The 14,301-nt window shown below is 39.4% G+C and carries 11 protein-coding genes; 2 read left to right on the top strand and 9 right to left on the bottom strand.

The genetic code is table 11. The features are described 5' to 3' along the window. Nucleotides 1–43 precede the first annotated feature (43 nt). From KHS38_RS00440 to KHS38_RS00410, 7 genes are all read right to left on the bottom strand, one after another. A complete protein-coding gene (locus KHS38_RS00440; protein WP_213485922.1) occupies nt 44–1,156 on the bottom strand; it encodes a glycosyltransferase family 4 protein in 1,113 nt (370 codons plus the stop codon). A 39-nt stretch (nt 1,157–1,195) separates the two neighbouring features. Next, a complete protein-coding gene (locus tag KHS38_RS00435) occupies nt 1,196–2,278 on the bottom strand; it encodes a glycosyltransferase family 4 protein (protein WP_213485920.1) in 1,083 nt (360 codons plus the stop codon). Between the two features lie 41 nt (nt 2,279–2,319). Then, nucleotides 2,320–3,546 carry an O-antigen polymerase gene (locus KHS38_RS00430; protein ID WP_213485918.1) on the bottom strand — a complete coding sequence of 409 codons (1,227 nt, stop codon included), beginning with the start codon at nt 3,544–3,546 and terminating at the stop codon, nt 2,320–2,322. A gap of 173 nt (nt 3,547–3,719) precedes the next feature. Then, on the bottom strand, nt 3,720–4,799 hold the full coding sequence (locus KHS38_RS00425) for a glycosyltransferase family 4 protein (protein WP_213485916.1): 1,080 nt from the start codon (nt 4,797–4,799) through the stop codon (nt 3,720–3,722). Nucleotides 4,800–4,808: 9 nt separating this feature from the next. Beyond that, nucleotides 4,809–5,846, bottom strand: coding sequence for a glycosyltransferase (locus KHS38_RS00420; protein ID WP_213485913.1), 1,038 nt, complete (start codon nt 5,844–5,846; stop codon nt 4,809–4,811). A 38-nt stretch (nt 5,847–5,884) separates the two neighbouring features. Continuing rightward, nucleotides 5,885–7,000 (bottom strand): UDP-galactopyranose mutase, encoded by a 1,116-nt coding sequence (gene glf / locus KHS38_RS00415; protein ID WP_213485911.1) that lies wholly within the window; start codon nt 6,998–7,000, stop codon nt 5,885–5,887. Nucleotides 7,001–7,035: 35 nt separating this feature from the next. After that, nucleotides 7,036–8,058, bottom strand: a complete 1,023-nt coding sequence (locus tag KHS38_RS00410) for a glycosyltransferase family 2 protein (protein WP_213485898.1) — start codon at nt 8,056–8,058, stop codon at nt 7,036–7,038. Nucleotides 8,059–8,255: 197 nt separating this feature from the next. Here KHS38_RS00410 and KHS38_RS00405 point away from each other — a divergent pair, with 197 nt between their 5' ends. After that, nucleotides 8,256–9,218 carry a glycosyltransferase family 2 protein gene (locus tag KHS38_RS00405; protein WP_213485896.1) on the top strand — a complete coding sequence of 321 codons (963 nt, stop codon included), beginning with the start codon at nt 8,256–8,258 and terminating at the stop codon, nt 9,216–9,218. A gap of 38 nt (nt 9,219–9,256) precedes the next feature. Then, entirely contained in the window at nt 9,257–10,129 is an 873-nt protein-coding gene (locus tag KHS38_RS00400; RefSeq protein WP_213485895.1) for a beta-1,6-N-acetylglucosaminyltransferase, read from the top strand. A 101-nt stretch (nt 10,130–10,230) separates the two neighbouring features. Here the strand turns inward: KHS38_RS00400 and KHS38_RS00395 are convergent, their stop codons facing one another. Together KHS38_RS00395 and KHS38_RS00390 are read right to left on the bottom strand one after the other, a co-directional pair. Further along, nucleotides 10,231–11,298 (bottom strand): Wzz/FepE/Etk N-terminal domain-containing protein, encoded by a 1,068-nt coding sequence (locus KHS38_RS00395; RefSeq protein ID WP_213485894.1) that lies wholly within the window; start codon nt 11,296–11,298, stop codon nt 10,231–10,233. A 5-nt stretch (nt 11,299–11,303) separates the two neighbouring features. Further along, entirely contained in the window at nt 11,304–13,754 is a 2,451-nt protein-coding gene (locus KHS38_RS00390; RefSeq protein WP_213485893.1) for an SLBB domain-containing protein, read from the bottom strand. Nucleotides 13,755–14,301 lie beyond the last annotated feature (547 nt).

The raw sequence follows: 14,301 nt of genomic DNA, 5'->3' as shown, positions 1-14,301 counted from the left end.
ATAATTTGTTATCAATTTTAATACCAAAACGTTATTTTATTAATTAAACGTTTAAAGTATTAACAACTTCATCAACATAAGATTTGAATTCGCTTTTAAATCGTGCCGTAGAATACTTATCGGCATGTTCCGCTATTTTAACTGGATCAAAAATATTTTTCATATTTTCGAAATATTGAACAGCATTGATAATTGCTTCAGAACTTTGTTCACTAAAATAAACACCTGTGTAGTTTTCCACTACAGTTTCAAGTGCACCGCCTTTCCCAAAAGCTATAACGGGCGTGCCACATGCCTGCGCCTCAACCGGAAGTATGCCAAAATCTTCTTCTGCTGCAAAAACAAAAGCTTTTGCACCGGCCATATATTTTTTCAGTTCAGAAAAGGGTTGATATCCTAATAATATCGTATTAGGTGCGGCCAGCTTGCTCACTTTTTGAAAGTCCGGACCATCACCAATAACGTATAGTTTTTTGTCGGGCATTTTTGCAAAAGCTTTCACAATCAGGTCTATCTTCTTATAGGGCACAAATCTCGAGCAGGTAAAATAGTAGTCCTGCTTTTCGGTAACCAGATCGAAATCATCAACCGCTACGTTGGGATGTATTACAACGCTACTGCGGTTATAAACTTTTTTTATCCGTTTTGCTATGTAGGCCGAATTAGCCACAAAGAAATCCACCCTATTCGTACTGATGATATCCCATATCCGCAAGCGATGCAAGATGGATTTCGCCAGCCAGCCTTTTATGCCTTTATTCAACCCCGACTCCGTTAAGTATTGATGGTATAAATCCCATGCATAACGTACCGGCGAATGGCAATAGCAGACATGCTTTTGGCCAGAATGGGTAAGCACACCTTTGGCCACAGCGTGTGACGAAGAAATAATCAAATCGTAAGATGACAGGTCAAAATCCTCGATTGCCCTGGGAAACAAGGCTAAGTAATTGCGGTATTTAGACTTGGCTAAAGGCAACTTCTGTATAAAAGAGGTAGTTACCCTATGCCCCTGTAAACCTAATTTGGTTATTGTTTCAGGATCGGCAACTAAAGTGTATATGTCAGCCCCCGGATATAGCGAGGCTATCTCTTTAAAAACATTTTCAGACCCGCCAATAATGGTGAGCCACTCATGTACTAATGCAACTTTCAAGGTAGATAGAATTAAGTATATTTATTTCGCAGTAATGTTTTATATATGTGCAAACATCTGCAAGTGCTGTTTAATAGATTCCTGCCAGGTGAACAACGCCGTGTGCTTATTTCCTTTTTCAATTAGAGTTTGCCTTAGCGATGAATCTGTTAAGCCTGATTGGATTTTTTCACTTACATCTTCAGGCTTCATAGGGTCAAAATACAAAGCGGCTTCACCACAAATTTCGGGCATACACGCTGCATTTGACACAGCTACAGGACATTGGTTTAGCATGGCCTCAAGCGGTGGCAAGCCAAAGCCCTCATATACAGACGGGAATACAAACAATGACGCATATTTATAAATAGCATCCATGTGCTCGTCTGCCACAAATCCTGTAAATATTAAACGGTCAGATAATCCAGGGTTTTGGTCTATCCAATTGAATAATTCCGGGTCTCCGGTAATGAAACCGTCTTTTTTGCCCACAATTACAATCTTATATTCCGACCGTAGCTCCTCGCTCAACAACAGGTAAGCCTGTAAAAGTGTTTTCAGATTTTTGTGGGGTTTTACATTACCCACAAAGAGTAGATATTTTTGAGGTAAATGATAATGATTTGCCAACTCATTAAAGGTTATATTTACTGATGGCGTATCTTTTACACCGTTGTATATTACACTTATCTTACTTGCATTGCACCCGGTATGCTTAATAATTTCGTCTTTTGAAAATTTCGAAACGGTGATAACTTGTTTACTTAACCGAACGGCACCATTAATCACAATTTTAGCATATATCCTTTGAGCCATGCTCAACTGGTTGTAGTAAGCCAAATGGTAAACATCGTGTATGGTTACAAATCGCCTTTTTGCTTTGATGGGTAACAAGGGTATATTGTAATGCGGCGACCAAAAAATATCACAGTCAGGAATCAGCTTTCTAAGTTTAACCTGTTCTTTGATGCTGTAAATAGGCTCTAAAAATGGAATAACGCCGTAATCCCTAAACTCAGAAAGTTCGGCCGGGTTTCCTAACAAGGTTACTTTACCTAAGTTGGCAATGCCGTGTAAGATATTTTTCAGGTAAACGCCTATACCTGATGCATTAACCATGCGCGCATCAATAACAATATGCATAATTTATATTTTACCTGCATAATGCAGCTTTATATTACCAGCTATGCGTCTTTTTGTATGGATAGCTGATTAGTATTTCCTGTATCTGACTTTAAGAAGCGCATACACAGTGAAAGCAAAAACAAAACAGTGAAGATGATGAAAGATATATAAAACCCGAAGAAACCGGCTGTGATTGCCAGGTTACCTATTAAAGCGCCAGACTTGCCTGACACCAAAGCAGACATGACATTCTTGCTTTTAGCCGCATCTTTAACTTTCCGGTCAATATATCTGGTACTATAGCCCATTAAAATACCCAGTACAATTACCCCTACTATACCAAAGTTCAAATAAACCTCACCAAAGGTACCGGGCCTAACACCAGGGTGTTCAGCCGGGCTATAGCCCGCCATTCTGGCTGTCACTTTACCGATTGACCACTCCATACGGAATGCAGAAAGGCTACTTGGTACAAAGGACATAAACGCGGCTAAGTAGGTTTTGCCGTAAAAATAATTACCGTCCCACACAGATATAATCCATGACATATCGCGCAAGTCAGAAAAAGAGTTACCGTATAGTATTTCGTTTAAAACACCTGCTCCGCTACCGCCCTGTCCTGATCTGAAAAAGCTTAGAAATGCTACCAGACTCAATATACCTAGAGCAACAAACGCCAATGTGAAAAAGCTTATACGGCCTTGTTTCTTAAAATATAACCAATTGGTAAATAAGCTTAATAATGGACCAACAGCACCGCCCCTTGAGCCAATAAAAAAGGTTAAAAATATGAACAGTGCTAATAAAATCTTATCATACCGCTGATTATAAACAAATATTCGCGCTATAATTAAGCCACTCGCTATACCACTGATAGAGTTTGTTAAATTAAATACAGGACGCAGACTGTCATTTTTAAGAAAGAAACCCCTCGGATTGTTACCCATGCCGGCCTTAAAGGCCAGCATCAGCACAAAAAACATTAAACTTGCATAGAGTGCGAATACCAGCGTTGTTACTATCCTGCTTCCCACGATATATGAATACATGGTACCAAGTGTTTTTTTAAATGGCATCATCAAAAACCAATAAATTGGTGTTTGGGTGTTGTTAGTTCTGTAAATAAGACCACCGATAAAAAAGCACATAAACCCCGTGAGGGTTATAAAATAAGCAGTAGTAATACTTTCACGAGCATGGGCCAAGTTGAAAGGCCCTATAGTTAATACGTTTAATTCTGCTGTTGCGAAAGGATACATCAGCAAAAACGTCATAAAGTAGCTCATGAGCAGTGTAAAGTGCCACAAGTCAATCAACCAGCCGGTTCGCTTATAAGAAAAGTACCATGAGGTAAAAAAAGCAACAATCAGTATGCAATTCAGCACCAGAATAAGAGGATTGATCCTCATTATTCCGTATAGTATATCATAATGCTGCATACTGTTTTTCTAATATCAGATTATACATTTAAAAAAGCACCTATTAAACTTTCTATATGGTCAGTATTTTTTAAACTGCCAGGCGCAAACAATAATCCAGACTTAGATAACTTTACAATCTGTTCGGCAAATGCTGTTCCATCCTCCGGATTGATATAAACAGCCTGTTCGTAGGATGCTTCCCTAAGCTCGGGCATATCTGTGGCTAATACATTAGTACCACATAACATCGCCTCACGTGCGGGCATACCAAAGCCTTCATAGCTGGATGGAAATACAAAAAGTTTAGCGCCGCTGTAAATATACGGCATTAATTCATCATCAACATAACCTAAACTTAACACATCCTGCTTATGAGACTGGATGAGTTGCTGTATGTGATCTGCTTTCCACCCCTTTGAGCCCACCAAAAGCATTTTATAATCAGCCATTTCGGGGGATTTTTTTGCTTCGATGAAAGCCTGGATAGCCTTATCCATATTTTTTCTTGGCTCCTGAGTAGAGACCGTTAAAATGTAGGGATAATTGATACCCCTGCTTTGTAATCGTTCATTCACCAACACCGGATCAACAAGGCGGTACTGCTTATCCATGATGGGATGAATTACCAAGGTTGTATCGATATTGTAGTACTTTTTCAGCTTATCGGCCGTACCGAACGAGTTGCAGATTATTGCCGATGCCTTTTTAATGTCCGATTTAAAAAAAAGCTTATCGGTAATTAAACGCAAACGGCTCATGGTTTCGGGAGCAATGATGGCATTAAAATCGTGCACTACCGCTACCACTTTTTTACATTTGCTAAGTAAGGGAACAAACGTATCTCCTGCCAAAAACACATCTGGCAAGTTGCGATTAATGAGCCTGTGCATAAAAAGCTTCGACCAAACCATAGGTTTCACCTTGGCCATCAGGTTACTGTCTTGCACTACTTCTACCCTACCGGAGCGTAATTTACATTCCAAAGGCCGGTTGGTGTAAATAATAAAGTTTATGTCAGATGAGTGATCGCAAATATAATCGAGCATGTTCAGCACATACTTACCTACACCGGTAAGCTTGCCCTGAAGTAACCTGCCGTCTAAACCAACTTTTAACATAAACTTTTTTTATTGAAGCAACTGCGACTCAACACCAGCTAAGGCCTGCGTAAAAAAGTCGCCGTTAATTATTTTACTTTGTAATACCAGGCAATTACTTTTCAATACCTGATATTCTTCCGGTGAAATCTTTAGCGTATTTAAATCAGCCAAAGTATCAATCAGCACGCCCACTTTCAATTCGTCGAGCAATTTCCCGATTGCCGAATTTTTTGGTGCTATAACAGGCAAACCTGCAGCTAAATACAAGGATGCTTTATGAGGGTTATTGTATAATAGATAATTACCCAGTACGCTGTCTAACTCGTTAATGTCTTCACCATCCCAAATCAATCCGAAGTCGCCGTCAAGGCGGTACACAATTTCATCAGGAGAAAACACGCCGCACCATTTAGTATTTTCGGGCTGCTTTTCGTCGGTTAACAGATTGGGGCCATATACATTAAAGCGGTATTCCTTAACTGCATCAAGCTTATAAATAAACTTACTTTTACTTAAGTTACCTGCATAAACTATGGTGTTTAACTGCGGAGAGTGAGCTGCGTGTACGGGTGGCTTATCAGCCAGGTAATCAAATATACCCAATGGCAGCATCCGGGTTGTTACGCCGTTGTTCTTAAGCCACTGCAACATAACTGGATTATGCACAATCAAAAAATCGTAATAGCTTAAATTTGCAGTTTCTTTTTTGATTAATCCGGGATCTTTTGCACCCAATCGCAACGATTCAACATCGTGTATGATGCAAAAAAACTTAATGTCTTTTATTCTGGCAGCTTTAATAAAGTACTTAAAAACATTATTAAGCATCGGGTATTGTATGCCAACCAATGCGCCCTTCTCAATTTGAAGAAGCAGTTTTGCAATACCTTTAAAAGCTGCCAGATAAAAACGCCATCCGCGCTTTGAGTTGTTATGAAATGTTAAAGTATAATCTGTATAGCCATTGCGTTTAAAAATCTTATTGCAATCGCTTACAGCTTTTGTAGCGGCAGAATTATTAGTTGCATCATTGTACTCAAAAATGCAGAACTGGTATTTATGCACAGACAGACGAAGGTTACTTAAGTGAAAAGTTTGATTTATTAAGCGCCAAAATGATCTTTTACTTTTTTAAGTGCCGACCCAATGATCTGGTGCATATCGTAGTACTTGTACTCAGCCAGCCTTCCGCCGAAAATAATTTTCTCTTCCTTATCGGCAAGCTCTTTGTATTGGCGGTAGGTCTCGTTGTTTTTATTATCATTAATTGGATAATAAGGCTCTTTCTCAGGCGTCCAATCGGCCGGATACTCTTTGGTTACCACAGTTTTAGGCTGCGTACCGAATTCGAAATGCTTGTGTTCAATGATCCGGGTGTATGGTATTTCGCGCTCAGTATAGTTTACTACGGCATTACCTTGATGGTTTTCCTCATCCAGCACATCGTGTTCAAATTCTAAGCTGCGATATTCAAGCTGGCCAAACTGAAAGTCATAATACTGATCAATTTTACCTGTAAATACAACGTTTTCTGCTTTACTTTCCCACTCTTCACGATTTTCAAAGAAGTCGGTATTTAAACGAACTTCAACACCTTCAATTAACGCCTCAGTTAGCTTATTGTAACCACCAATTGGTATGCCTTGGTATTTATCGTTAAAATAGTTGTTATCAAATGTAAAACGCACCGGCAAACGTTTAATAATAAACGCAGGTAGTTCTGTAGCCGAGCGGCCCCATTGTTTTTCGGTATAACCTTTTATTAACTTTTCATAGATATCGGTACCAATTAAGGATAAAGCCTGCTCTTCCAGATTTGAAGGCTCTTTGATACTCAACTGATCTATCTGCGATTGAATTTTCTCCTTCGCTTCCTTAGGTGTTTTAACCTTCCACAATTGATAAAAGGTATTCATGTTAAAGGGCAGATTATACAGCTCGCCTTTGTAATTAGCTACCGGAGTGTTGGTGTAACGGTTAAACTCAACAAATGAATTTACGTATTCCCAAATTTCCTTGTCGTTGGTATGAAAGATATGGGCACCATATTTATGTACGTTTATGCCTTCAATATTTTCACAATAAATATTACCACCGCTATGTGAACGCCTATCAATAATCAGGCATTTCTTTCCTCTCTTTTTAGCTTCATGTGCAAAAACGGAACCGAACAAACCGGCGCCCACAATAAGATAGTCGTATTCTTTTTCTGTTTTCATTAAGTATGATGTTTTGGTAAGATGTTTTTAAGTTCCTAAAATGTTTGAGCTTTGGCTAACTTAACCTTCGCCCTGCTGGTAAAATACGACCAGAAATCGCTCGGTGTAAACAAATTGCCAAACGTTTTGAGCGCCAGCCTGAATGCAGGACCCGACGGTTTGGCTTTTTTTACTACATACAGCACGTAAGAAAGGATCACATTTTTAAAATGTTCCCTCTCAAAGTACTTTACCCGATTATTTTGATCAACCAGCTTTTTAAGCCACTGCAAATATTTTTCTAAACCGACCAGGTCTAACGCCTCTACTTCTACTAACCCCAGTTTGCGGTGAAGTTGAAGCTCGTCATCCGTATAGACTAAATCCAATTTAGACAGGAACTGCTTATAAACGTCGTAATGTATCTCATCAAGCACGGCTCTGTTGCTTGCTTTTATTACCGATACATTGTTATTATGCACCCGGTATTTCAGTAAAATTTCGGGTACGTTGGCAAATTTAAGTGTATCTATAGCCTTTACCCACATTCCATAATCCTCGGCATTGGTAAAGCGCTCGTCAAACCTGTAACCGTTTACATTGAAACTTTGTTTTTTGAACATTACCGCGGGATGGAAAATCGGGTTCAAAAAAAAGAGCCTGACCTTAATGTGATCATGTTCGGTTGCGGCTTTCATAACATTACTTTCGGAGCCGAATGTTTGTACCCAACTACCCACAAAGTCAACATCGGGATTAGTTTCAAAGAAACGCAATTGCTTTTCAAACCGTTGCGGATGGGCAATATCATCAGCATCCATTCTGGCAATGTACTCACCTTGTGCCAGGTCCAATCCTTTGTTCAATGATTTTACGACCTTCAGATTCGTTTCGTTATTAATAATCTTTAAGCGATCATCATTAATCTGCTGTAAAATGTGAAGTGTATTATCGGTTGAAGCATCGTTGATAACAAGTAATTCGAAATCTTTAAAAGTTTGGTTGAGGATACTATCAACAGCTTCTTTGATGTACAGTTCTGTATTGTACACAGGAAGGATAACACTGATTTTCGGCATTTAAATAAAACGGTTGCTAACTTGCGATTACAAACTTATTAATTTTCGGCTAACTCAACTGTGTTTTATAAAGCAATAGCATAAGGTAGCTGCCCGGAACACATAATGAAAAGCGATTACTAAACATTTTGCAACACATTTTGTTTGCATTGCAGTTTAGTAAAAACTCTGCATTACCTTTGAGCATATTTACACTTATGGATACATCTGCCCTGGTTTCTATTATTATCCCATGTTACAATTACGGAAAATATTTATCGCAAGCGCTTGATAGCGTTGCCAGCCAAGCTTATGCGCATTGGGAATGTATTATTGTTGACGACGGATCGACAGATAATACTGCAGACGTAGCCAAGCCTTACACTTTAGCCGACAATCGTTTTAAGTATATCTATCAAAAAAACGCGGGCTTGTCTGCCGCCCGTAATACAGGCATTGCTGCCAGCAAAGGCAAGTACCTGCAATTGCTCGATGCTGATGACATGCTGGAAAGCAATAAACTTAAGTTGCAGGTTGCCGAATTAGAATCAAATCCGGACATTGACTTACTATACAGTGACATACGATTATTCGACGATCAAGATTCTGACTTTACACCTGTACTACCAGCTATATTTAGCAAACCGCGTGTAAGCGGCAAAAACAGCAGCCTGATTGAGCACTTGCTTGATGATAATATTTACCTGCCGGGATGCCCTTTATTTAAAAGAAAGATATTTGATGTTGCCGGCGGGTTTAAGCCCAGCTACGGCTTTGAGGATTGGGAGTTTTGGTATCGTGCAGCCATGTGCGGCTTTGCATTTAAACACTTTGCACCTGAAGGTACTGCGCTTTTAGTTCGCAACCATAACGACAATATGTCCAAAAAATTCAAGAAGATGATGGAGGCAAAAGTTGTAGTCAGAACCGAAATGGTTAACTATACAGATGCTGCCCTAAAAGACGGGTTTAATCATCTTGACAGAAATTACGTTAAGGCACTAAAAAAGAAACAAACCCACTTGCTGGGTTTGGACAGTGCATTCTACAACCTTCGATATGGCAACATAGCAAAGGGAGCCGGACAGCTACTCATTCATGCTTTCCCATCTGAAAATGCCTATAAGGCTATTTATGAAGGCATGCACTTAGTGAGAGGACGCATGAAAGATAAGAACTAGCCTAACAATAAAACATATCATACCTAAAACGCCGATTAATGCGAATTGCCATACTAATCCTCGCACACAAAAATATCAATCAATTAAAAAGGCTGGTAAGCAGACTAAGTGAAGATTTTAATATTTACATCCACATCGATAAAAAAAGCACGCTAGATGTGGCCCAGTTAGAAGCATATCCTAATGTAAAGCTTATTGAAAGACAGGACGTAAACTGGGGAAGCCATCATCAGATCATTGCCACACATAAACTGTTCCAGGCTGCATACGCCGATGGAAATGACTATTTCATGCTTATTAGCGGGCAAGATATACCTATTAAGTCAAACCAATACATTAAAGATTATATACAAAAAAATGCCAATGTAAGCTTTGTAAACCACGAAGCCTTGCCCAAACCTGCCTGGGCTGAACAGGAAGGTGGCTACGGCCGGCTACATTACTACTGGGGTGACGATTTCAAACAAAACACATTCGGGTTGCTATTAAAAAAAGTATTTGCAGTTGTTCGCAAAACACAAATACGTCTTAAAATGAGGAGAAAGTTATACCCGATAAAATTTTACGGCGGCTGGAACTGGATTAACATGAACCGTGAAGCAATGGCGTGTGTTCTTGATTACGTAGAAAAGAATCCCGCCTTTTTGGAACACTTTAAATATACCCGTTCAGGAGACGAAATATGGGTTCAAACCATTCTGGCTAACACGCCGTCCATCAACATTATGAACGATGATTTACGGCTGGTTAAATGGGTTTATGGAAGCGAACACCCTTTATATATCACGGCAGATGACAAAGAGCTAATCAGTAAATCAGACGCGTTGTTTGCCAGAAAAGTTGACGAGAACGTAGACGGAAATATCATCGACCATATTTATGAAGCAACCAGAAGTGAACGCTTAGCTTAAAGGCATCACCTTTACTCCATTTTGAATAAAGCCCAAATGAAAAGGCGTTAAAAGAATTTATCTTTTAACGCCTTTTTTATAAGAGCCAAACTAACTTTATTTTATGATGCAGTTACTTTAACTAAAAACTTTCTGGTTACTAAAATAATTACACAGAAAAACATGGCTAAAATACCTGCTATAACAGCACCCTTAATAGGGCTCAGTTTTTTAACCGGCAACGGGTAAACCGGTCCGTCGATCACTTGTATGATAGGTCTTTCGTTTTTCAGCGCCATTTTTGCCAGCTCCAAGTTATGAATCACTTCAACGTATATGGCTTGGTTAGACTGTACGTCTACCTGCCGGCGCTGTGAAGTGATACGTAATGACTGCATTGCCGGGTTTGGATTAGGATTGGCATCCTGAGCCACAGCAACCCTACCCATTGAACTGTTTAGCGACGTGCGTATACTATCGGCCTGCAATTGCAACATCCTAATGTTTTCCTGTGAACGTTTAGTCCTGGTATCAACATAAAAAGCATTAACATTCTCCACAATGCGGTCTGCAAATTCTTTGGCGTAATACTGGTCAGGGCATGCTACCGAAACATCAATGATATTTAAAGATTTATCCGGCCGCTCTACAGTCAGGTAATTTCCTTTAATATCATCCACAACTTTGCTTACAATACTGTCATGTTTCAAAGTAAAATTAGGTTTACCAATTTCAAAAGAAATGTTCTTTAGATCTTTGTCTTTTACCCACTTTTCTCTCAGCTTATTGATATCAATATACCGATCAATAAGCAGCTGCTTTTTACCTTCAATGGTAACAGGTGACAGCAGTGTCTTCTCGATCATTAACCTTGACGTATATAACTCAAGTATATTGTCGCCCTGGAAAATGCCGGTATTACTTGTAGCGCCACCGCCTATCAATGATGCAAATCCTGATAAAACACCAACATTAGTTTTATTGCTGTTATCTTCTAATACAAATGAACATTGAGCGGTGTAAACGGGCTTTTTGTAATTAGCGTAAAAAACACCAAGCACCGCTCCGATTATGGTTACAACTAAAATAATTTTCCATTGGCGCAGCAGGAACGAAAAGGCACTGTTAATTTTTACAATTAGCTCTTTTAGCGTAATGTCGTCCTGATCTCTAACAACGTGTTCTTGCATTGATGTTACTTGGTAATACTGATTAAACCTAAAATTACTGCGATTAAACCTGAGAAGCTACCACCTACAGCTGTAATCTCAGCTAATGACAAACCTCTGCGTTGTTGTCTTTCTGGTACAAAAATTTCGCTTCCTGGCCTTACATCAGGTCTGATGTTAAAGAATATAAACTTGCGGGTACCCTTAACTGTTCCGTTAGGATATACCACATAGGCACCACGTCTGGAAGCTTTAGTTGTGAACCCGCCTGCGTTGATTAGATACCCTTTAAAGGACTTTCCTGAATCATATACAACAACGCTTGGATATAATACCTCACCGTTTACTCTAACTACCTGTTGTAATTTAGGTATTCTGATTACGTCACCGTCTTCAATCAACAAATCGGTTTTTGAACCTGGTTTATCAATGATTTTTTTCAAGTCAATACCTACATAATCGTTACGGAGTTGGTTCTCATCAACGTTTGATGAACCGTTGGTATTTTCCTGTAATGATTTTAGGCGTTGTATGCGCTCTTTTTCCAAAGCATTGGTATCAACTCTGCTTTTATCTACACCTAATATAGCCGCATTGGTTCGCTTAAGTGTACCACCTTCTGCATAACCAGATGCGGTAAGACCACCAGCTCTTTTAAGAATGTCAGAAATTCTTTCGTTTTTCTGCATGATGGTATAGTTACCAGGAGATACCACCTCACCTTCTATCCTAACGGTTTTCAACTTCTCGAAACCAGGTAACATGTAAACTGATACGATATCGTATGGCTTCAAGGCAAAATGAGTTCCATTCAAACCTAACTGATCATTAACATCCACACTGAAAACCTCAGAAACAGGCGAGTTAGCTGATCTTGGGTCTGCCGTGTTGATACGTCTTGCTACGGCGATACGTTTAGCATTAGCGCTAAGCGTAAAGCCACCGGCCTGCTCAATTGCATCTTCAACGGTCATACCTTCTGCAAACTGCAAGTCTCCGGGCGTACGCACCTCGCCGTTAATGGTTACGGTATATTGATCACGTAAATCGAAGATGGATTTAATGCTGATAACGTCTTCGCGTTGTAACGCAATATCAGGCGCAGTTTTATTTACTATAGCGCGTAGATCGAAGGGAACAAGCTCTGTAGTATTATCAGATTTCAAACGGGTGATATATCCCCTATCCATAAATGCATCTTCTTTTAAGCCGGCAGCCTTTGTAATCAGTCGGCCTAATGTCAACCCATTTTCGAGCTCATACTCTCCGGGTCTGAATACTGCACCATTAATAGTTACGCGGTTTTCATAACGGTCCAAAATAGCATCAACCGTAAACTTGTCTCCTCTTAATGGAATATAATTTTTGTAATCATCTTCGGTGACATCCGAAATACGAAGCTGCTGGTTGCTTATCTGGGTTACTTTTACTTTGGCAGTGTAAGCCCTGTCGGTAAAGCCACCGGCAAAAGTGATAACGTTTTGCAGCGTCTCGCCGGGCAGCACCTCAAACAAAGCCGGCTTTTTAACCTCGCCAAGCATTTCAACTCTCACACGATAGGTAGGAATACGAATAATATCCTGATCGCGCAGGGTAATATTGTCTTTCTGATCTCCTTTTAACAAGAAATCATAAATATCCAGTCGTCTGATAATTCTGTTGTTACGGATAATTTCAATCTGACGGAACGAACCGTTTACATTTGGGCCTCCAGCTGCTGACAGGGCATTGAATGCACTTGCCAGTGAAGGTAACGTGTAAGTACCCGGGCGCTCAGCCTCGCCGGTAATAATAACTTTAATACTACGTATATTACCCAGGCTTACATTAACATTAGTGCCCCTGCCAACAGCATAACGGTTAGCAGCCAACCGGCTTTTTATAATAGCAGTGGCCTGCTCTATGGTTTTACCGCTAACGGCAACCACACCTACGCCAGGAATGTTAATTGTACCTTCGGGAGAAACTACCAGTTTCCAATCCACCAATGAATTACCATAAACATTGATGTTAACCTGATCATCCGGACCTAAAATATAATTTACAGGAGTAGCTATCCGCAAATTGGGTTCGAAGCTATTACCTGCTCTGAATAAATCAGCGCCGAAAATGCGTGCCTTTAAACCTTGTGGTCCATCTGCTAAAGCTGTATCCGGTGTGTAGTTCAACCTGCGTCCGCTGGTATCCGGAGCTGGTGATGCAGCTCCAGAAGTGCTGGCTAAGGCCCTGATACGATTTTGCAAATTATTAATCTGCTCATCGGGCATGCCTTTAGTTTGTAAAAGCTGACGCAGTTGCTCGTCAGTTAAACCTGTGTTTTTTGCCTGATCGGCAATCTGTCTGATTTGTGCATCGGTAAGAGCAGCTACATTGATATTTGATAAATCGGCTGCACTTAAACTCTGCGCTTGGGTAACCTTTAATCCGGTTAAGAATAGAAAAAGTAGAATTGTGAAAAGACGTAAAATGTATTTCATGTTTGGTAGAACTTTTAGTCCCTTGGACGGACTAATCTGATGCGTAAACGTTATTTTATACAATATGTTTTATATGGTTGAAATTTATTGACCAAGTGCCGTGCAATATACCGGCTTTTAATCTTGCTTGTTATTTTAGGTATTAATCAAATTAATCTTTTTTTATCAATTAAACATCTTTTTTGATTAAAATCCTACTAAAAAATCACTTAGTGTATTCGTTGCTATCAACGCAGTCCATAAATCGTCTTTAAGTTTGTTAGCGAAGGTGTTGTTAGGGGATTCTATTTCTAACAACTGTTGATGAGACAAACTAAACATTTCTTGTATTCATAGAAAGATAAAGCGCAAATATATGGTTATTTTTAAGAGAGTATTAAATTTAAATAATCTGTTAAATTCAAATTCCCTCTATTGTTATTTGTCTGAATTATAGAGGATAGTTATGTTACTTTAATCGATTGAACTAATTTTCACATTAGGATAGTGTGTTTTTTACATCAAAAAATTCTTTTTTGAACGAAGTAAATCATACATTTAACCCGTT

The organism is Mucilaginibacter sp. Bleaf8, assembly GCF_018390515.1.
Taxonomy (GTDB): Bacteria; Bacteroidota; Bacteroidia; order Sphingobacteriales; family Sphingobacteriaceae; genus Mucilaginibacter.
The sequence above is the reverse complement of the archived record's forward strand: the minus strand, read 5'-3'. Positions and strand labels throughout refer to the sequence as shown.

What these genes read in the sequence shown, in the direction of transcription:
- KHS38_RS00400 (WP_213485895.1), top strand. Translation starts at nt 9,257, where the DNA reads ATGCGAATTGCCATACTAATCCTCGCACACAAAAATATCAATCAATTA.
- KHS38_RS00410 (WP_213485898.1), bottom strand. Translation starts at nt 8,058, where the DNA reads ATGCCGAAAATCAGTGTTATCCTTCCTGTGTACAATACAGAACTGTAC.
- glf (WP_213485911.1), bottom strand. Translation starts at nt 7,000, where the DNA reads ATGAAAACAGAAAAAGAATACGACTATCTTATTGTGGGCGCCGGTTTG.
- KHS38_RS00430 (WP_213485918.1), bottom strand. Translation starts at nt 3,546, where the DNA reads ATGAGCTACTTTATGACGTTTTTGCTGATGTATCCTTTCGCAACAGCA.
- KHS38_RS00390 (WP_213485893.1), bottom strand. Translation starts at nt 13,754, where the DNA reads ATGAAATACATTTTACGTCTTTTCACAATTCTACTTTTTCTATTCTTA.
- KHS38_RS00435 (WP_213485920.1), bottom strand. Translation starts at nt 2,278, where the DNA reads ATGCATATTGTTATTGATGCGCGCATGGTTAATGCATCAGGTATAGGC.
- KHS38_RS00425 (WP_213485916.1), bottom strand. Translation starts at nt 4,799, where the DNA reads ATGTTAAAAGTTGGTTTAGACGGCAGGTTACTTCAGGGCAAGCTTACC.
- KHS38_RS00395 (WP_213485894.1), bottom strand. Translation starts at nt 11,298, where the DNA reads ATGCAAGAACACGTTGTTAGAGATCAGGACGACATTACGCTAAAAGAG.
- KHS38_RS00405 (WP_213485896.1), top strand. Translation starts at nt 8,256, where the DNA reads ATGGATACATCTGCCCTGGTTTCTATTATTATCCCATGTTACAATTAC.